Origin of the sequence: Micromonospora haikouensis (genome assembly GCF_000876225.1) — a bacterium.
Classification (GTDB): Bacteria; Actinomycetota; Actinomycetes; order Mycobacteriales; family Micromonosporaceae; genus Micromonospora; species Micromonospora haikouensis.
Genome location: NZ_JXSX01000001.1, coordinates 234344 through 253562 on the forward strand (window position 1 = coordinate 234344; position 19219 = coordinate 253562).

Genomic DNA, 19219 nt, shown 5'->3' on the forward strand with positions numbered 1-19219 from the left:
GGGGAGGAGGCGCAGGTCGTCCCTGGGCGGGAGCGGTCGCTGGCCAGCGCCGGATACGGTCGGTACATGACTGATGAGCACCCCGCGCTCGTGCTGCGTGGCCTCGCCAAGCGGTTCGACGGCAAGGTGGCGGTGGCCGGCGTCGACCTCGACGTGCCGGCCGGTTCGTTCTACGGGCTGCTCGGCCCGAACGGGGCCGGCAAGACCACCACCCTGTCCATGGCGGTCGGGCTGCTGCGCCCCGACGCGGGGGGCGCCTGGGTGCTCGGGCACGACGTGTGGACCGACCCGGTCGGGGCGAAGCAGCTCCTCGGCGTGATGCCCGACGGCGTACGGCTGTTCGACCGGCTCAGCGGGGCGGAGCTGCTGGCGTACCACGGTCTGTTGCGCGGCATGGACCCGACGGTGGTCGACCAGCGCGCGGCGGAGCTGCTCGACGTGCTCGCCCTCGGCGACGCCGGCCGGACGCTGGTCGTGGACTACTCGGCGGGCATGAAGAAGAAGATCGGCCTGGCCTGCGCGCTGCTGCACGGGCCCCGGCTGCTGGTGCTCGACGAGCCCTTCGAGGCGGTCGACCCGGTGTCGGCGGCCCTGATCCGGGACATCCTGCACCGGTACGTCGTCGGCGGCGGGACGGTCATCTTCTCCAGCCACGTCATGGAGGTCGTCGAGCGGCTCTGCTCGCACGTCGCGATCCTCGCCGAGGGGACGATCAAGCGGGTCGGCACGCTCGACGAGGTGCGCGGCGACCGCTCGCTGGAGGACGTGTTCGTCGAGGTGGTCGGCGGGCGCACAGCGACGGGCGAGGAGCTGGCGTGGCTGTCCCGGTGACCAGCGCGGGCCAGCGGGGCGCGACCATGGCGGTGACCGGGCCGGGCGGCCAGCCGGCCGAGCGGGTCCGCCCCGTCTCGGCCCGGCACTTCGTCCGGCTGAAGCTGCGGGTGATGGGCAACAACTTCCGGGGCCAGGGCTGGCGCATCGCCATGTTCGTGGGCGGGATGATCGCCGGGCTCTGGTTCGCCGCCACCGGTTTCTTCCTGCTGGCCGCCCCCGGGCTGGCCGACGAGCCGACGTACGCGCTGATGGCCGCCGCGTTCGGCGGCGGCCTGCTGGTGCTCGGCTGGCTGCTGCTGCCGCTGGTCTTCTTCGGGGTGGACGAGACGCTCGACCCGGCCCGGTTCGCCCTGCTGCCGCTGTCCCGGCGCACCCTGGTCACCGGGCTGTTCGCCGCCGCGCTGGTCAGCGTGCCGGCGGTGGCGGCGCTGATCGCGACCGGCGGGCTGGTGCTCACCTCGGGCCTGCTCGGCGGCGCGGCGGCGGCGCTCGTTGCGGCCGTCGGGGTGGTCGCCGGGCTGCTGCTCTGCGTCGCGGCCAGCCGGGCGATGACCAGCGCGTTCGCGACCATGTTGCGCTCCCGTCGGGTACGCGACCTGGCGGCCGTGCTGCTGGCGGTGCTCGCCGCGCTGCTCGGCCCGTTGCAGATCGCGGTGCTGGCCGCCGTGCAGCAGGCCGACTGGGACCGGCTGACCGGGGTGGCCCGGGTGGTCGGCTGGACCCCGTTCGGCGCGCCGTGGACGGTCGGCATCGACGTGGCCGAGGGGCGGGCCTGGGCCGTGCCGGTGAAGCTGCTGATCACCGCGCTCACGATCGGCGCGCTGCTGTGGTGGTGGTCCCGGTCGCTGGAGTCGGCCATGGTCGGGGCAACCAGCCACGGCCGGATCAGGGCGCGCGGCGGCGCGGCGGGGGCCGTTTCCGGCGCGGTCGGGCAGCTCTTTCCGAAGGCGGTCGGCTGGGCGCGGCGGGACCGGTTCGGCGCGCTGGTGGCCCGGGAGTGCCGCTACTGGTGGCGGGACGCCCGGCGGCGGGCCAACCTGATCACGATCGCCGTGGTCGGCATCTTCGTGCCGGTGATGGTCAACTTCGGCGGGGCGAGCTTCTCCACCGGGGAGGGCATGGAGTTCGCCGCCCCCGACTCGTCCCCGGTGCTGGTCAGCATCTCGATGGTCTTCGTCGGCCTGCTCGCCTCGGTGACCCTGGCCAACCAGTTCGGCTTCGACGGCAGCGCGTACGCGGCGAACGTGGTCGCCGGGGTCCCCGGCCGGCTGGAGCTGCGGGCCCGGATGGCCGCCTTCTCGGTGTACGTCCTGCCGATGCTCGCCGTCGTCACGGTGGTCCTGGGGGTGCTGCTGGGTCGGCCGGCGTGGCTGGGCGTGATGGCGGGCAGCCTCCTCGCCACGTACGGTGCGGGGCTGGCGATCAGCGCCTTCGTCTCGGTGCTGGGGGCGTACTCGCTGCCGGAGACGAGCAACCCGTTCGCGATGAACAGCGGGGCCGGGGTCGCGAAGAGCTTCCTCACCCTGCTGTCGATGCTGGGCACGGCGGTGGCGAGCGTGCCGATGGTGGTCGCCGCGGCGCTGCTCGGCGACGCCTGGCTCTGGCTGGCCCCGCCCCTGGGGCTGGCGTACGGGCTGGGCGCGGCGCTGCTCGGCGCGTACCTGGCCGGTGACGTGCTGGACCGGCGGGCCCCCGAGCTGCTGACGGCCGTGACCCCGCGCCGCTGAACGCGGTTCAGCGGCGGCGCAGGAACGCGTAGAACAGGCCGCTGTTGCTGGAGGAGCTGACGTTGACCAGTTCCCACCCGTAGTGGGCGAGGTATTCGACGGCCTCCAGGAGCTGGGTGACGCCGCTGCTGCTGAGTCGCGGGCGGGCGGCGATGGCGAGGTGGCGGTGGGGATAGCCCCGGAAGTCCACCTCGTTGCGGAGCACGGCGTCGGCGGCCACGACGCGGGTCTGGGCGAGCTGCTGCGGCGTCACGGGACTCATGCCCGGCACGATAGGAGCCCCCCGCACGCGTGCCGGCACAATGGGGCGATGCCTGTCGTCGAGTCGGTGATCACCGTGCCGGTGCCGCCCGAACTGGCCTTCGCGGTGTCGCAGACCGTCGCGCCGACCCGGTACCGCTGGGACCCGTTCGTCCGCGAGCAGCACTTCACCGACGGGGCGACGCGCCCGGGCAAGGGCGTGCGCACCTTCACCCGTTCCCGGCACGGCCTGACGATGGTCAGCGAGTACGTCTCCTTCGCGCCGCCGAGCCACGTCGGGATGAAGATGGTCCGGGGCCCGTGGTTCTTCGAGATGTTCGCGGGCGGGTGGCGGTTCGCCCCCGGCCCGGAGCCCGGCACGTCGGTCGCCACCTGGCGGTACCACTTCCGCTGCCGGCCGGCGTTCCTGCGCCCCGTCGCGCACCGGGTCGGGAGTTGGCTGCTCGGCCGGGACATCCGCCGCCGGATCGCCGGGTACGCCGCTGGCTGCACCGACCCGGAGGTGCTGGCCGCCGCCCGCCGCGCCCTGCGCTCCGACGAGTGACCGCGCGGCCCCGCGCCGCGCCGCCGGGTCACCGTGTCTCGTTGCTCTCCGTGGTCACCCGCTCCCGACCCTCCACGCCCTCACCTCCCCTTTGCTCTGCACCCATCCGCGCAGCACCCTCCTGAGCTGCGAGGGTGCGGGGCCGACGGAGCCGAGGCATGCGGCCATCGGTTGCGCTCGGTGAGCGATGCGTATCCGGGTGCAGAGCAAAGGGGGCTCACGGGGGTTGCGGTGCCGGAGAGGGCGGAAGGGCTGCGACCGTCGCGGTGCGGCGGCGGGCGGGCCTGAGCACGGGCCCGGCGGAAGGTTCCGACCGGCGGCCGGCGGGGGCCGGGTGGGGTCACAATGTTTCACGTGAATCCAGAGCCGGGTGCCGAGATCCACCACGTCGACCCGTTCGCCGTACCAGCGGGACAGCGCTCCCCGGCCCGGCGGCTGCGGGGTCGGCTCGCCGCGCCGGTCACGCTGTGGACCGCGCCGGGCCCCGCCGGCCTGACGGTGTCCTCCACGCTGGTCGCCGAGGGGGAGCCGGACCGGCTGCTGGGCCTGATCGACGCGGAGTCGGACCTGTGGGCGGCGGTCGAGGCGGCGGGGCGGTTCGCCGTCGCGCCGCTGGGTCCGCCGCACCGGCAGCTCGCCGACCGGTTCGCCGGGCTGTTCCCGTCGCCAGGCGGCCTCTTCGCCACCGGCGCCTGGACCGAGACCGAGTACGGCCCGGTCCCCGCCGACGCCGCCGGCTGGGCCGGGTGCCGGCTCGACACCGCCCGCGAGTACGGCTGGGCGCTGCTCGTCGAGGCCACCATCGAGTGCATCGACCTGACGCGGGAGGGCGACCCGCTGCTGCACTACCGGGGTCGTTACCACGAGCTGACCTGACCAGCCACCACCGGTCACCGGAGTGACCTGGGTCACTCGGCGCAGGCAGGCGACCGCTCGGCGCAGGTGGAGACCCTCGTCGATCCACGTCTTCCCGGGCGGGGCGCGCGGTTCCTACCGTGCGCGAAACCCCCTACGCCTGTGAAGGTGGTGATCCACAGATGTCCACGGACACACCCCCGCCGGACGCACCGGCCGAGCCGGAGACGGCGGGCCCGGCCGCGTCCACGGCGGACCGGTACCTCGCCGTACAGCGTTCGGACGAGTTCGCCGGGTTACGTCGCGCTCTGCGCGGCTTCATCTTCCCGATGACCGTCGCGTTCTTCCTCTGGTACGCGCTCTACGTGATCCTCTCCGCGTACGCGCGGGACTTCATGGGCACGAGACTGTTCGGCAGCAACATCAACGTCGCCCTGATCTTCGGCCTGCTCCAGTTCGTCTCGACGTTCCTGATCGCCTGGCTCTACTCCCGGTTCGCCGACCGGAAGATCGACCCGATCGCCGACCGCATCCGCGCCGAGATGGGGGAGGTGACCCATGAACACGGTCCTCGCGGCTGAGGCGGGCAGCGGCACCGCCCGCAACCTGACCATCACGCTGTTCCTGGTGTTCGTGGCGGTGACCCTGGCCATCACCATCTGGGCCAGCCGGCAGACCAAGACCGCCACCGACTTCTACGCGGGCGGCCGGTCCTTCTCCGGCTTCCAGAACGGCATGGCGATCGGCGGCGACTACATGTCGGCCGCGTCGTTCCTCGGCATCGCCGGCATCATCGCCCTCTACGGCTACGACGGCTTCCTCTACTCGATCGGCTTCCTGGTCGCCTGGCTGGTGGCGCTGCTGCTCGTCGCCGAACTGCTGCGCAACTCGGGCCGGTACACGATGGCGGACGTGCTGGCGTTCCGGATGCGCCAGCGGCCGGTCCGCACGGCGGCGGCGGTCTCCACCATCACCGTGTCGATCTTCTATCTGCTGGCCCAGATGGTCGGCGCGGGCGCGCTGGTGGCACTGCTGCTGGGCATCAAGCCGGGCACCACGTTCCTCGGCATGGACGCCGACACCGCGAAGGTCGCCACGATCATCATGGTCGGCGCCCTGATGATCATCTACGTCACCGTGGGCGGCATGAAGGGCACCACGTACGTCCAGATCGTCAAGGCGTTCCTGCTGATGACCGGCGCGCTGGTGATGACCCTGCTGGTGCTGGCGAAGTACAAGTTCAACCTGTCGTCGCTGCTCGGCGACGCCGCCGCCTCCTCGGGCAAGGGCAGCGCCTTCCTCGAACCCGGCCTGCGCTACGGCGTCGAGGTGGCCGGGAACGCGACGCAGACCTTCTACAACAAGGTCGACCTGCTCTCGCTCGGCATCGCGCTGGTGCTCGGCACGGCGGGCCTGCCGCACATCCTGATCCGCTTCTACACCGTGCCGACCGCCAAGGCGGCCCGCAAGAGCGTGCTCTGGGCGATCGGCATCATCGGCTCGTTCTACCTGCTCACCCTGGCCCTCGGCTTCGGCGCGGCGGCCCTGGTGGGCGGCCCGGCGATCACCGCCCAGGACAAGGCCGGCAACACGGCCGCGCCGCAGCTCGCCGAGAAGCTGGGCATTGACTTCCTCGGCGGCGACCTCGGCGGCGCGACCATGCTGGCGATCATCGCGGCGGTGGCCTTCGCCACCATCCTGGCGGTGGTCGCCGGGCTCACCCTCGCCTCGTCGTCCAGCCTGGCGCACGACTTCTACGCCAACGTCATCAAGAACGGGCAGGCGTCGGAACGCCAGGAGGTCCGGGTGGCCCGGGTCTCGGCGCTGGTCATCGGCGCGGTCTCGATCGCCCTGTCGATCTACGCGCAGAGCCTGAACGTGGCCTTCCTGGTGGCGCTCGCGTTCGCGGTGGCCGCCTCCGGAAACCTGCCGGCGATCCTCTACAGCCTGTTCTGGAAGCGGTTCAACACCTCCGGCGCGGTCTGGGCGATCTACGGCGGACTGCTCGCCGCCGTGCTGCTGGTGTTCTTCTCGCCGGTGGTCTCCGGGGCGCCGACGTCGATGTTCCCGGACCACGACTGGCACTGGTTCCCGCTGTCCAACCCGGGCATCCTCTCCATCCCGTTCGGGTTCCTGTGCGGGTGGATCGGCACGATGATCTCCAAGGAGAGCGACGAGGAGAAGTACGCCGAACTGGAGGTGCGTTCCCTCACCGGCGCCGGCGCGCACTGAGGCCGGTACGCACCGGCCCGGGTGCGTACCGATCCCGCTCGGCCCCGCACCGGCCGAGCTGGTTAAAAGGGGCCCCCTGTACAACGTTTCGCGTTAACAGGGGGCCCTTCCTTCCATCTCGTGCCTGTATAGGCTGGTCGGCATGAAGGTTGCCCCGCGCTTCGGTCCCGGTCACCGCGTCCTCGTCACCGGCGGCGCCGGCTTCGTGCCGTCGCACCTGGTCGACACACTCGTCGCCCGCGGCTGCACGGTGGTGGCGCTGGACAATTTCGTCACCGGTTCCAAGGACAACGTGGCCCACCTGCACGACAAGCCGAACTTCACGCTGGTCGAGGCGGACATCTCCGACGGGCTGCCGACCCACCACCCGGCCCTGGCCGAGCGGTTCGACGCGATCATGCACATGGCCTCCCCGGCCAGCCCCACCGACTTCGCCACCCTGCCAGTGGAGATCCTCCGGGTCGGGTCGGTGGCGACCCTGCACCTGCTGGACCGCGCGGTCGCCGACGGCGCCCGGTTCCTGATGGCCTCCACCTCCGAGGCGTACGGGGACCCGAAGGAGCACCCGCAGCGCGAGACGTACTGGGGCAACGTCAACCCGATCGGCGTGCGCAGCGTCTACGACGAGGCGAAGCGGTTCTCGGAGGCGGCCACGATGGCCTACCACCGGTACCGGGGGCTGGACGCCGCGATCGTGCGGATCTTCAACACGTACGGCCCGCGGATGCGGCCGGACGACGGCCGGGCGATCCCGACGTTCATCTCGCAGGCGCTGCGCGGCGAGCCGATCACCGTGCACGGCACCGGCAACCAGACCCGGTCGATCTGCTACGTCGAGGACCTGGTGCGCGGCATCCTGCTGCTGCTCGACTCGACGCAGACCGGCCCGGTCAACTGCGGCACCGAGCACGAGCTGACCATGCGGCAACTGGCCGAGTTGATCGTGTCACTCTCCGGCAGCACCTCCGAGGTGACGTACGTCACCCGGGCGGCCGACGACCCGGAGATGCGCCGCCCCGACCTGACCCTCGCCCGTGAACTGCTCGGATACGAGCCGGCGGTGGCGCCCGAAGACGGCCTCCGACGCACGATCGAGCACTTCCGCGAGCGGCTAGGGTAGCCGGTCGGCGCGCCGCGGCCCGCCGGCCGACCTGCGATTGAGGGCGACACTCGACGGGGCTACGTACCCTCGGGTACATGTCAGCGACCGCTTCCGCCGGCGTTCCGTTCCCCCACCTGCGTCGCAGCGCGGGGCGTGCCCCGGTGCCCGGCCCCGGCCAGGGCGGCTCGGGGCGCGCCCGCGTGCCCGGGGCCCAGTGGTATCCCACCCACGACGACCGGCCCCGGGGCGGCGGCTTCGGCGGGTCGGACGGCCCCGGCGGGCCCGGGGGACCGGGCGCTCCCCGGCGGGCCGGTGGAGGCGGGCCGCGCCCGAGGTGGGGCCGGATCGGCCTGGTGGCCGGCGTGGCGGTGCTCGTCCTCGCGCTGCTCGGCGGGGCCGGGGCGTGGTTCTACACCCGCAACCTCAACCAGGACCTGGCCCGCACCGACCCGTTCTCGGAGCTGACCGGCGGCCGACCGCCGAAGGCGGTGGACGGTGCGCTGAACATCCTGCTGGTCGGCAGCGACTCGCGGGACCCGGACGCCCCGGTGGACCAGCAGAGCCAGTGGCGGGCCGACACGATCATCGTCATGCACATCCCGGCCGACCACAAGTCCGCCTACCTGGTCTCCATCCCCCGCGACCTGTACGTGCCGATCCCGGAGAACGCCCAGGCGGACTGCGCCTCGGGGCAGCGGGCGAAGATCAACGCCGCGTTCGCGTTCGGCGGCCTGCCGCTGGCCGTCAAGACGGTGGAGTGCTTCACCGACGTCCGCATCGACAACGTGATGGCGATCGACTTCGCCGGGTTCAAGCAGGTTACCGACGCGCTCGGCGGGGTGGACCTGAAGGTGGAGCGGTCGATCACCTCGATCCACAAGCCGTTCCGCAAGTTCACCAAGGGCACCATGCACATGAACGGCGCGGAGGCGCTGGACTGGATCCGGCAGCGCAAGCAGTTCCCCGACGGCGACTTCGCGCGGATGCGCCACCAGCAGGAGTTCCTCAAGGCCCTGATGGACAAGGCGGCCAGCACGGGCACGCTGACCAACCCGAAGAAGCTCAACGCGTTCCTCCAGTCGGTGACGGACGCGGTGACCGTGGACCAGGGCTTCTCGCTGGTCGACATGGCGCTGCAGTTCCGCAGCCTGCGCGGGGAGAACCTGATCTTCGTCACCAGCCCGAACTCGGGCAGCGACACGATCAACGGCGAGTCGGTGGTGGTCTCGGACCGGGAGAAGGCGCTGGCCATGTACCAGGCGATGACGGCGGACAAGATGGCCGAGTGGGTGAAGGCCAACCCGCCGGAGGGCAGCTCGGGGTGACGAGTTTCCGGTAACGGAGACGGATTCGGGTGGTCGTTACTTCGACACACATCAGCGCCGGTCGGCGGCCGGACCCCGTTCCACCGGGGGCCTTACCGCCGACCGGCTGATTCCTGTTGACCGAACGGGTGAATTCCGCAGGCAACTACCAAGATAACTGCGAATAGCCGGGGGACGAACTCGCCTTGACGGGAAGCGGTACGTACAGTGGTCCCGCCCCCCGATCACGCGAGCTGGAGCACGCATGCCGGTTCATACCAGCCGTCGCCCTCCGTCGCAGGAGCCCGTCGGCGCGGTCGCACGGGTTCCGTCGGCCATCCCGTCGCAACCCCGCAGCGGCGGCCGACCCCCCGCCGACGTCCCCGCCCGTAAGCGCAAGAAGCGCCGCAAGGACCCGCTGTGGGCCCGCCTCACCGTCGTCTTCGGCGCGATCCTCATGATGACCAGCGGGATCGCCATCGTCGGCAGCAAGGCGTTCATCAGCCAGGCCACCGGCAACATCGCGCAGCGCAACCTGCTCGGCGACGCCGGCAAGTCCGACGCCGAGGGCGGGGCGAGCCTGGACGGCCCGATCGACATGCTGCTGCTGGGCGTGGACGCCCGCGAGCGCTGGGCCGCCGACGACGTCCGGGCCGACACCATCATCGTGCTGCACATCCCCGCCTCGCACGACCAGGCGTACCTGATCTCCATTCCGCGCGACACCGAGGCGCAGATCCCGGCGTTCAAGAAGAGCGGCTACGGCGGCGGCACCGACAAGATCAATGCAGCGTTCCAGGCGGGCGCCCGCAACGGCGGCGGCTGGGAGGGCGGCGCGCAGCTGATGGCCCAGACGATCAAGAAGATGACGGGGATCAGCTTCGACGGCGCGGCCATCATCAACTTCGGCGGCTTCAAGGGCGTCATCGACGCCCTCGGCACCGTGCGGATCTGCGTGAGCCACGAGGTGAAGTCGCACCACATGTCGTACGTCGACGGCAAGCCGATGTGGAACGCCGACGCGAAGAAGACCGGCAAGCCGATGACCCCGGTGGTGCACAAGAAGGGCTGCCGGGACATGAAGGGCTGGGCCGCCCTCGACTACGCCCGGCAGCGTTACGGCCTGCCGAACAGCGACTACGACCGCCAGCAGAACCAGCAGCAGCTGATCAAGGCGATGGCGAAGAAGGCGACCGAGAACGGCACGCTGACCAACCCGGTGAAGCTCAACGGGCTGATCAAGGCGGCCGGCAAGGCGTTCGTCCTGGACACCGGCGGCGTGCCGATCATCGACTTCATCTACACGATGCGCGGGGTCACCGGCAACGACCTGACCACGCTGCGGACCAACGGCGGCACGTTCCACGCGAACGCCAGCGGGACGAAGGAGTCGCTGAGCCCGCAGACCATGGAGATGTTCCAGGCGATCAAGAACGACAAGCTCGCCGAGTTCGTCTACGCCAATCCGAGCGTGCTGTCGACCCGCAAGTAGCACCCTGATCAGGGGAAACCCTCCGCCGGACCCGACGCCCCCCGTAGCCTGACGTGAGAACCATTCACGTGCGGCGACGGGGGGCGTCACGGCCAGGTCGGGGGAAACCGGACGGGGACGGCGGGGACCGGCCCGTCGAGGCGTACCCCGCTGGAGCCGGATCCTGCTCGGGGCCGGCCTCGCCCTGGCGCTGCTGGCCGCCGGCGCGGTGGTCGGGCTCCGGGCCCTCGGCCACCGGTACGAGCGCACGGTGACCCGGGAGGACCTGCTCGACGCGGATGCCCGGCGCGACCGGACGGACCTCGACGGGGCGCTCAACTACCTTCTCGTCGGCTCGGACCGGCGGCCCGGCGCGGCCGGCGACGACCAGCGCTCCGACACCATCCTGGTCGTGCACGTGCCGGCCGACACGAAGAGCGCCTATCTGGTCTCGTTCCCCCGCGACCTGTTGGTCAGCATCCCGCCCGGGGGAAACGGCTACGGGGGCGGCAGCGACAAGCTCAACGCGGCGTACGAGCACGGTGGCGGCGGCGAGGCCGGCGTCCAACTCCTCTCGGCCACCCTCACCCGGCTCACCGGGCTGCGCTTCGACGGGGCCGCCCTGATCGACTTCGCCGGGCTGCGGCAGGTGATCGACCTCCTCGGCGGCGTACGCATGTGCGTCGACACCGAGGTCCGCTCGATCCACACGGGGACCCTGTTCAGCCCCGGCTGCCAGCAGATGGACGGCGCGCGGGCGCTGGACTACGTCCGCCAGCGCTACGACCTGCCCGGCGGCGACTACGACCGGCAGCGCCACCAGCAGCAGCTCCTGCGGGCGATGCTGGACCGGGCCGGCGAGACGAACCTGCGCCGCGACCCGGTGCGGCTCGACCGGCTCATCCGGGCGGTCGGCGCGTCGCTGACCGTCGACACCAACGGGGTGCCCCTGGAGGACCTGCTGCTCACCCTCCGGGACCTCCCCCCGGACGCGCTGACGGGCGTCCAGGTGCCGTCCCACCCGCAGACCATCGACGGCATCTCGTACGTCGTGCTCGACGGCGGGGGCGGCGCCCTCTTCGACGCGGTCCGGGGCGCCCGGATGCCCGGCTGGGTCCAGGCCAACCCGCGCTGGGTGACCCGTCTCTGAGCCGCCTCCACCCTCGCCTTCCCACCCGCCGCCGAGCCGCCCCCGCCTTCACCTCCCCACCCGCCGCTGACCTGCGGATTCGTCCCGACCCGCCCGGATTCGCACGCCCCCGACCGGGCGGCCGGGCGAGGCTCTAGGCTTGGTGACCGTGTTCGGACCCCAGGTTCCCACCGTGCCCGTGACCGAGATCGCCGACGACACCTACCTGCTCGACGTCCGCGAGGACGACGAATGGGCCGCCGGGCACGCCCCCGGCGCCCACCACCTGCCGATGATGGAGCTGCCCGCCCGGATGGCCGAGGTGCCCACCGACCGCGACGTGGCGGTCATCTGCCGCTCCGGCGGGCGCTCGGCGCAGGTGGTGGCCTACCTGCGGAACAACGGCTGGGACCAGGTGCGCAACGCCGACGGTGGAATGCGCCAGTGGGCGGCCGTCGGCCGACCCGTGGTGGCCGGGGACGGCGGGCCGGGCCAGGTCATCTGAGAGCGACGGGCGACGGGCATGGGTGACCCCCTGGTCTTCGCGCACCGCGGCTCCTCGGCGGACCTGCCGGAGCACACGCTCGCCGCGTACCTGCGGGCCCTCGACGAGGGCGTCGACGGGCTGGAGTGCGACGTCCGGCTGACCCGCGACGGGCACCTGGTCTGCGTCCACGACCGGCGGCTGGACCGCACCAGCAACGGCACCGGCCTGGTCAGCGTCCGCACGCTGGCGGAGCTGGAGGCGCTGGACTTCGGCTCCTGGCACCCGGGCTGCGTGCCGCCCGACGGCGACGAGTTGCCCGACGAGTCGCACACGCGGCTGCTCACCCTCGAACGGCTGCTCGACGCGGTGCTGGCCGCCGGCCGCCCGGTGCGGCTGCTGATCGAGACGAAGCACCCCTCGCGGTACGGCGGGCACGTGGAGCGCCGGCTGGTGGCCCTGCTGCGCCGCTACGGCCTGGCCGAGCCGGACCCGGACGCCCTGGTCCAGGTCACCGTGATGTCCTTCTCGCCGCTGGCCGTGCGCCGCGTCCGCGACCTCGCCCCCGGGCTGCCCACGGTGCTCCTGCTGGAGGTGCTGCCGCGCTGGCTGCGGCTCGGCCGGCTGCCGTTCGGCACCCGCATCGCCGGGCCGGGGGTCGAGCTGGTCCGGGCCCGGCCGCGCCTGGTTCCCGCGCTGCGGGCCGCCGGCCACCAGGTGTACGTCTGGACCGTCAACGAGCCCGCCGAACTGGACCTGGTGCTCGACGTCGGGGTGGACGGCATCATCACCGACCGGCCGGCGCACGCGCTGGCCCGGCTGGGCCGGTGAACGGGTCGGGCGGCATCGTCCGCCGCCGAGGTCGCCTCCGCACCGGACGGGGCCGGTGAACCGGCGGGGCGGCGTCGTCCGCTGGCTGGTCAGGCCGGGTTCGCCGGGCGGCGCGGGTGCCGGGGCCGCCCGCGCGGGGGTGTCGGGGAGCGGGTCGGCGCGGCACACTCGGGACATGCCGGAGCGTACCGACCTCGCCGCCCTGATAACCGGCCATGGCAGGGTTATCGAGATGATCAACTCTGGTGAAGCCGGTCTGCCCGTCCTCGCCCGGCTGCTCCAGGTGGTCCAGCCGGCGATCGGGGCGGCCAGCACCGCCTTCGTGGAGTTCGCGCCCACCGGCGGCCGGGTGATCGCCGCGACCGGGGGTGCCGAGTGGGCCGTCGGCCGGCCCGTGTCGCCCACCGACCCGGCCACCGTCTGCCTGCTCTCCGGCCCGCGGGTCCGTGACATCCGGGTGGACCGCATCCCCGGCCCGATCGGCGCCGAGCTGGTCGACCGGGGGCTGCGTCGGATGGTGGCCGCCCGCGCCGAGATCGGCGGGCTGACCGTCGGCAGCCTGCACGCGTTCTACCCGGACGACGACGACTCGACGGCCGCCGGGCAGCACGAGGTGGTGGCGTACATCGCCTCCTGCATCGCCCACATGTACAGCGACCAGAGCGGGCTGCCGGTGCACGGCGACGGCCCGGTGGTCGCGGCGCTGGCCGACGGGCTCGCCGTGGTCGACCGGGACGGGCGCGTCCGGCTCTGGAACCCGGCCGCCGCCCAGGTGACCGGCCGGTCGGTCGCGGAGTCGCTCAACCGCGCCCTGCCGTTCCCCCTCCCCCCGTCCGGGCAGGTCCTCGACCACCGGCTGCCCGACGGCCGCTGGATCAAGATCACCTCGGGCGAGCTGCCGGGCCCCGGGGCGCTGCGCGTGGTCACCTTCCGGGACATCACCGACCAGCAGCTCCGCGACCAGGACCGGGACCTCTTCGTCGCGGTGACCAGCCACGAGCTGCGCACGCCGGTCACCGTCATCAAGGGGTACGCCGACACCCTCACCGAGCACTGGGACTCCCTGACCGAGGCCGACCGGCGGCAGGCCGCCCGGGTCATCGGGCAGCGGGCCAACGAACTGGCCCGGCTGGTCGACCGGCTGCTCACCTCGGCCACCGAGGGCCGGCCCGGCGAGCCGTCCGTCCCGTTCGACCTGGGCGAGGCGCTCCGGGCCGCCGTAGCCGACCTGCCCACCGACCTGCGCCGCCGGGTCGTCCTCGACGTGCCCGAGGGCCTGCCGAAGGCGCTCGGCAGCCGGCAGTCGCTGACGACGGTGCTGACCGAGCTGGGGACCAACGCCGACAAGTACTCGGCGCCCGACACCCCGATCGAGATCACCGCCGGAGGCAACGAGCGGACCGTGTCGTTGCGGGTCAGCGACCGGGGCATCGGCATCCGGCCGGAGCACGTCGAGCGGGCGTTCGACCGGTTCTGGCAGGGCGAGTCCGGCGACCGCCGGGGATATCCGGGGGCGGGTCTCGGCCTCTATCTCGTCCGCCGGATCGTTGAACAGCAGAACGGCTGGGTGTCCCTCCGGCCGAGGGAAGGTGGCGGTACGGTCGCAGAGGTCCGGCTGCCACGCGGGTGAGCCCGGCCGGCGGGGCCGGGGCCACGGTTGCGAGGCAGGTCTCCGCGGCCGGGGTGTGGTGGGGCGAGAGGAAGCGACGGTGGCGGGAGAGCCGGTCGAGAGGTCGTGGTGCGTGGTGGTGCCGCACCACCCGACCGGTGCGCGCCTGGCCCGGCACCGGCTCGCCGACGAGCTGGCCGACGTCGTGCCGTCGATGCTCCTGGCCGACCTGGTGGCGGTCCTGGCCGAGCTGGTCGGCAACGCCGTCCGGCACGCCGAGGCGCTCCCCGGCGGGGTGGTCCGGGTGGCCTGGCGGCTGCGCCGGACCCCCGACGGGCAGTTCGTCCAGCTCCGGGTCACCGACGGCGGGGCCGCCGCCGGGCCGCTGGTCCGGGTCGCCAGCCCCGATGCGGTCGACGGCCGGGGCCTGCACATCGTCGCCGGCCTGGCCAGCCGGTGGGGCGTCGACCGGGACGGCCTCGGGCAGTGCGTGTGGGCCGAGTTCGACCCCGCCGCCACGCCCCGCACCGATCTCGTCGCCGCCGGCTGAGCCACGCCGGGCCGTCCGTGCGGGGCGGGTCCTCCCCACCCCGGCGGGCCGTGGGCTCTAGGCTGTCTCGCCGTGAGCAAGCGTAGAAGGATCCAGCGGGCCGCCGACGTCAGCGCCACCGGGAAGCGGGAGAAGGTGCGGGACGTCTTCGTGCCCCGACCGTTCGAGGGGCTGGCCGACGAGCCGGAGTGGATCGCCCTGCGTGAGCTGGTCCCCGCCGCGTCCGCGCCGCTGCGGCTCGTCCCCGAGCTGGTCGAGGAGCACGGCGACCGCCCGGTCACCCTGGCCACCGTGCTGCCGATGGCCGCCCCGGCGATGACCAAGGCGGACGGTCGGGTCTTCGTCGGGCTCCAGCGCCACCAGCAGTCCGGCGACGTCTCCCGGGACCTGGCCGAGGCGCTGCTCTGCGCGCTGCGCACCGAGCCGGGCCGGACGGTCACCGTGCCGCCGCTGCCCGGCCCCGGCCCCCGCCTCCAGGACATCCTGGTCGACGGGCCGCTGGAGATCAGCATGCACGAGGGCTTCGAGTTCTGGCTCGACCCGGGGGCGGCCGACGACCCGACCGTCCAGGCGTCGCTGGAGCGGGCCAACGCGGCCATCTACCCGACCGTACGGCTGGCGGCGGCGCGGGCGGCGTACTGGTGTCAGGTGCCGGAGAAGGCGCACGTCCGCTGGGTGCTCCCCGACGACGAGGACGCCGCGCTGGACGCCCTGGCGCGGCTGAGCGCCGCCGGCACGCTGCCGCTCGCCGGGGGCACGAAGTTCGCCGGCATGTTCCGCGCGCACGGACGCCTCGTGCCGGTCTGGGACCTGCCCGAGGACGTCCCGGCGGCCGACTGGGAGGAGCCGGTGCGGGAGTTCGCCGAGCGCTACGCCGAGGCCCTCGCCGAGAAGGAGCCGCTGGACGCGGCGGGCCGCCGCGCCCGGCACGGCCTGCTCGGCCGGCAGCTCACCCTGCGCTGAGCCGCGCGTCAGGAAGGGCCCCTGTGCGACGTCTCGCGTCGACAGGGGCCCTTCCTTACTCCCGGACCAGGGGGCAGGACATGCATCTCGGGCCGCCCCGGCCGGAGCCCAGCTCGGAGCCGGCGATCGGGATCACCTCGATGCCGGCCCGTTCCAGCTGGGCGTTGGTGCCGGTGTTGCGCTCGTAACCGACGCAGAGCCGGGGGGCGATGGCGAGGGTGTTGTTGCCGTCGTCCCACTGCTCCCGCTCGGCGGTGACCGGGTCGAGGCCGGTGTCGATCACCCGGAGCTGGTCGAGGTCCATCGCGTCGGCGGCGGCCCGCAGGAACGGCGCGGGGCCGTCCACCTGCGGCTCGCCGTCGGGGCCGGCGACCACCGTGTACGCGACGAGGCTGCTCGCCACGTTCGCGTACATCAGCACGGCATCGACGTCGACCATCGTGCAGATGGTGTCCAGGTGCATGGTGGCGCGTTCCTGGGCGATCGGCACCACCAGGATGGTGTGCGCCAGCCCGGCGGCGAAGACCTGCCGGGCGAGCCGCTCCGCGCCGGCCGGGGTGGTGCGCTCGCCGACCCCGACCGCGAGCACGCCCGGGGCCAGCAGCAGCACGTCGCCGCCTTCCAGGTGCTCCAGCCTCGGGTGGTAGACGAACTCGGTGCCGACGAAGCGCGGGTGGTGCCGGTAGATCGCGTCGGTGATGCTCGTCTCTCTTCGGCGGGCTGGCATGGCCAGGCTGGTGACCCCGACCCGGTCGCCGATCCACAGTGACGAGTCGCGGGTGAACAGCAGGTTGGGCAGGGGATCGATGACGAAGTCGTGCCGGTCCATCAGGGAGTAGACGAGCCCGCCGGGCCGTTCCCGGCTGATCCGCAGCTCCTCGTGGGCGAGCCCGGCGATGAGCACGTCGGCGAGGGCGGCGGGGTCGAGGTAGGCGAGGTGGTCGGCCACCCGGCGGCGCAGGGTGTCGCCGAGCCGGGGCGAGCTGAGCACCTGCTCGGTCAGCTCGGTGCGGGCCTCGGCGACGGCGAGGGTCTCGGCGAGGAGGGTGGCGAGGTAGAGCACCTCCACCCCGCGGGCGCGCAGCTCGGCGGCGAACGCGTCGTGCTCCTCCTGTGCCCGTCCGACCCATGGGATAGCGTCGAACAGCAACGAGTCGTTGTTCCGGGGGGTGAGTCGGGCCAGTTCGGGGCCCGGTCGGTGCAGCAGCACGGTGCCGAGGCGGCCGACTTCACTGTCCACGTAGTGGGTCACCCGGCCAAGGGTAGGGCAGGGTTTGGCGGCATCCGGTAAAACGTCTGTGGATGAATATGGCATTCATCCGCACTCACTCCGGCGCTCCGACTTGCCGGGTACCCGGTATGTCAACGTAGGGTAGTGAGGACATAACTTCGAGGGACCTTTTGCCGGAGGTCGCGATGACTGTCTTTCCCGCACGTCGAGCCGCACCCACCGCACGGGCACTGCCGCCCGTCTCGGTGCCACACCCCAGGGCGGATGCCCCCGGGGTGCTCGACCCGACCCGTCCGAGCCCCCTGGAGTGGGCCCGGCGGCGGCGCGCCGAGCGGGGGGCCCGCCGGTTGGAAGCGGCCGGGGCCCGCGCCCTGGGCCGGCTCGACCATCTGGGGCCGGGGTGGCACGTCGTCGAGTGGCCTCGCACGGACACCACGGATCTCCTCCTCGACCCCGCGCAGGACGACCGGGCCGGGTTCCTCGCCATCGGGCCGGGCGGCCTGTTCGCGGTGACCATCGCCGACCACGGTCGCGCCCGGGTGCTCGTAGCCGGTGACGTGGTGCAGATCAACGGCAAGCGCCCGCCGTACGTGGCCGAGGCCCGCCGGGACGCCAAGCGGGCGAGCAAGGTGCTCTCCCAGGCGGTGGGACTGCCCATTCCCGTGACGCCGGTGCTGACCTTCGTCGGTTCCGGCGTCATCAGCGTGTACGGCCTGCCGAAGGACTGCCTCATGGCCACCCACCGCGAGCTGGACCGCCTGCTCGTGGCCGGGGGCAACCGGATCACCCCGGCCACGGCCGAGAAACTCGCCCGCGTGGCGCAGCACCCGGGGACCTGGATGAACGGCACGTACCGTCCAGCAGGCGACTACCGGTGGTACGACGGCGGCCGAACGGCGGCTGACAAGCCGGCCAACCGCCGGTAACGTCTCCCGCGACGCCACGCGGTCCGGCCCGCACCCGGAGCAACCACCGGCCGCGCCGGCGCCGGACGCCCGGGTGAGGGCAACCGATCCCCGGCGTCCCGGCGGCCCCAGCGCGGTCGGCGGCACCCACAACGACCGGTTAGCGTGGACAGACCGTCGGTGTACATAGGAGGCGCGGTGGCCCACGTCGAACTCTCGCTCTCGGAAGTGTTCGCGCCCACCGCCCGGACACCGCTGGAGCAGAAGTCCGACAACTTCGGGCAGTGGTCCGCCACCGTGACCCGGGCCGACGAGCCCTGCCTCCTGATCGACGCCGACACCCGGGTCGTCGCGGTGTCGGCGTCCGGTTGCGAGTTGCTCTGCCTGGGCTGTCCCGACGACGTGATCGGCCTGCCCCTGCTCGACGGCTGCCTGCGGCTGCTCGACTTCACCGCCCACCGGGGCGAGCTGACCGAGCAGGAGACCGACAAGATCCCGCCGCTGCTCGCCCTGCACTCCGGGCGTCTCGCCCGGGGGCTGCTGCGGGTGCAGGCCGCGGCGGCGGGCCGGACGGACCCGACGGTCGACGCGATCTCGACGCCGGTGCTCACCGACGGACGGGTCGCCGGGTCGCTGACCTTCTTCTCCGAGGTCTGACCCGGCTCCGCTGCGGCCCGGTCCCGGCTGCCCTGTGGACCGATGCGCCGCACTGCGGGCCTGACCTGGGCGAATGTGGCATCCGCCGCACCCTCGGGAGCTGTGGCGGACACCCGCCAGGCCGTAGGGTGCCCTCATGGTCGATGTCGCTCTGCTGCCGGGGGAATACGCGGTGTGCCGGCTGGTCGCCGGCTCCGTCCTCGGGCCCGCCCTCTGGGGCGAACTGGGCGACGCCGAGGTGGTCAGCGTGAGCTGGGCCGCCGACGGGGTCTCCGTGATCTGCCCGGTCCCCCGCGCGCCGGCCGAGGTGGAGACCGACTGGCGTTGCCTGCGGATCGTCGGCCCGCTCGGGCAGGCGGTGACCGGCACCCTGGCCGCGCTCATCGGCCCGTTGACCGAGGCGCGGGTCGATCCGGTGGCGTTCTCCACGTACGACACCGACCACGTGCTGGTCCCGGCCGTGCGGCTGGGCGAGGCGACCGCAGCGCTGCGCCGCGCCGGCCACCGCGTCCTCGACTGACGGCCCCCGG

The 19219-nt window shown here is 72.9% G+C and carries 19 protein-coding genes and 1 pseudogene; 18 read left to right on the forward strand and 2 right to left on the reverse strand.

Annotation, left to right across the window (positions count from 1 at the left end; translation table 11 throughout):
- Window positions 1-66 precede the first annotated feature (66 nt).
- Both TK50_RS01010 and TK50_RS01015 read left to right on the forward strand, forming a co-directional pair.
- On the forward strand, window positions 67-831 hold the full coding sequence (locus tag TK50_RS01010) for an ABC transporter ATP-binding protein (protein ID WP_043960894.1): 765 nt from the start codon (window positions 67-69) through the stop codon (window positions 829-831).
- A gap of 26 nt (window positions 832-857) precedes the next feature.
- Window positions 858-2561, forward strand: coding sequence for a hypothetical protein (locus TK50_RS01015; protein ID WP_043963599.1), 1704 nt, complete (start codon window positions 858-860; stop codon window positions 2559-2561).
- Between the two features lie 7 nt (window positions 2562-2568).
- On the opposite strand, the gene TK50_RS01020 is transcribed toward TK50_RS01015, so the two are convergent.
- On the reverse strand, window positions 2569-2823 hold the full coding sequence (locus tag TK50_RS01020; protein ID WP_043960895.1) for a hypothetical protein: 255 nt from the start codon (window positions 2821-2823) through the stop codon (window positions 2569-2571).
- A gap of 48 nt (window positions 2824-2871) precedes the next feature.
- Between TK50_RS01020 and TK50_RS01025 the strand changes: the two genes are divergently transcribed.
- The 13 genes and pseudogenes from TK50_RS01025 to TK50_RS01085 all read left to right on the forward strand — a co-directional run bounded on the left by TK50_RS01025 (window position 2872) and on the right by TK50_RS01085 (window position 15896).
- Window positions 2872-3366 (forward strand): SRPBCC family protein, encoded by a 495-nt coding sequence (locus TK50_RS01025; protein WP_043960898.1) that lies wholly within the window; start codon window positions 2872-2874, stop codon window positions 3364-3366.
- 315 nt (window positions 3367-3681) lie between these two features.
- Window positions 3682-4242, forward strand: a pseudogene (locus tag TK50_RS01030) (flavin reductase family protein); the annotation flags it as partial.
- A 161-nt stretch (window positions 4243-4403) separates the two neighbouring features.
- Window positions 4404-4802 (forward strand): DUF485 domain-containing protein, encoded by a 399-nt coding sequence (locus TK50_RS01035; RefSeq protein ID WP_043960900.1) that lies wholly within the window; start codon window positions 4404-4406, stop codon window positions 4800-4802.
- Entirely contained in the window at window positions 4780-6453 is a 1674-nt protein-coding gene (locus TK50_RS01040; protein WP_043960901.1) for a solute symporter family protein, read from the forward strand. Before TK50_RS01035 ends, TK50_RS01040 begins: the two co-directional genes overlap by 23 nt.
- Window positions 6454-6595: 142 nt before the next feature.
- Window positions 6596-7573 carry an NAD-dependent epimerase/dehydratase family protein gene (locus TK50_RS01045; protein ID WP_043960902.1) on the forward strand — a complete coding sequence of 326 codons (978 nt, stop codon included), beginning with the start codon at window positions 6596-6598 and terminating at the stop codon, window positions 7571-7573.
- Window positions 7574-7650: 77 nt separating this feature from the next.
- Window positions 7651-8880: an LCP family protein gene (locus tag TK50_RS01050; RefSeq protein WP_043960903.1), complete on the forward strand. Its 1230-nt coding sequence runs from the start codon at window positions 7651-7653 to the stop codon at window positions 8878-8880.
- Between the two features lie 244 nt (window positions 8881-9124).
- Window positions 9125-10351 carry an LCP family protein gene (locus tag TK50_RS01055; RefSeq protein WP_043960904.1) on the forward strand — a complete coding sequence of 409 codons (1227 nt, stop codon included), beginning with the start codon at window positions 9125-9127 and terminating at the stop codon, window positions 10349-10351.
- Between the two features lie 250 nt (window positions 10352-10601).
- Entirely contained in the window at window positions 10602-11480 is an 879-nt protein-coding gene (locus TK50_RS01060; protein WP_082106349.1) for an LCP family protein, read from the forward strand.
- A 148-nt stretch (window positions 11481-11628) separates the two neighbouring features.
- Entirely contained in the window at window positions 11629-11964 is a 336-nt protein-coding gene (locus tag TK50_RS01065; protein WP_043963601.1) for a rhodanese-like domain-containing protein, read from the forward strand.
- Between the two features lie 18 nt (window positions 11965-11982).
- Window positions 11983-12774, forward strand: a complete 792-nt coding sequence (locus TK50_RS01070; protein WP_043960906.1) for a glycerophosphodiester phosphodiesterase — start codon at window positions 11983-11985, stop codon at window positions 12772-12774.
- Window positions 12775-12949: 175 nt separating this feature from the next.
- Window positions 12950-14404, forward strand: coding sequence for a sensor histidine kinase (locus tag TK50_RS01075; protein ID WP_043963603.1), 1455 nt, complete (start codon window positions 12950-12952; stop codon window positions 14402-14404).
- Between the two features lie 112 nt (window positions 14405-14516).
- Complete coding sequence (locus TK50_RS01080; RefSeq protein ID WP_199486040.1) at window positions 14517-14933, forward strand: ATP-binding protein; 417 nt, start codon at window positions 14517-14519, stop codon at window positions 14931-14933.
- Between the two features lie 72 nt (window positions 14934-15005).
- Window positions 15006-15896 carry a DUF5926 family protein gene (locus TK50_RS01085; protein ID WP_043960908.1) on the forward strand — a complete coding sequence of 297 codons (891 nt, stop codon included), beginning with the start codon at window positions 15006-15008 and terminating at the stop codon, window positions 15894-15896.
- 55 nt (window positions 15897-15951) lie between these two features.
- On the opposite strand, the gene TK50_RS01090 is transcribed toward TK50_RS01085, so the two are convergent.
- Complete coding sequence (locus TK50_RS01090; RefSeq protein ID WP_043960909.1) at window positions 15952-17148, reverse strand: arginine deiminase; 1197 nt, start codon at window positions 17146-17148, stop codon at window positions 15952-15954.
- Between the two features lie 164 nt (window positions 17149-17312).
- Between TK50_RS01090 and TK50_RS01095 the strand changes: the two genes are divergently transcribed.
- The 3 genes from TK50_RS01095 to TK50_RS01105 all read left to right on the forward strand — a co-directional run bounded on the left by TK50_RS01095 (window position 17313) and on the right by TK50_RS01105 (window position 19209).
- On the forward strand, window positions 17313-18053 hold the full coding sequence (locus TK50_RS01095) for a hypothetical protein (RefSeq protein ID WP_043960910.1): 741 nt from the start codon (window positions 17313-17315) through the stop codon (window positions 18051-18053).
- A gap of 177 nt (window positions 18054-18230) precedes the next feature.
- Window positions 18231-18689: a hypothetical protein gene (locus tag TK50_RS01100; RefSeq protein ID WP_043960911.1), complete on the forward strand. Its 459-nt coding sequence runs from the start codon at window positions 18231-18233 to the stop codon at window positions 18687-18689.
- A 136-nt stretch (window positions 18690-18825) separates the two neighbouring features.
- The gene (locus TK50_RS01105; RefSeq protein ID WP_043960912.1) at window positions 18826-19209 is read left to right on the forward strand and encodes an ACT domain-containing protein; all 384 of its coding nucleotides are present in this window, start codon (window positions 18826-18828) and stop codon (window positions 19207-19209) included.
- Window positions 19210-19219: the final 10 nt, after the last annotated feature.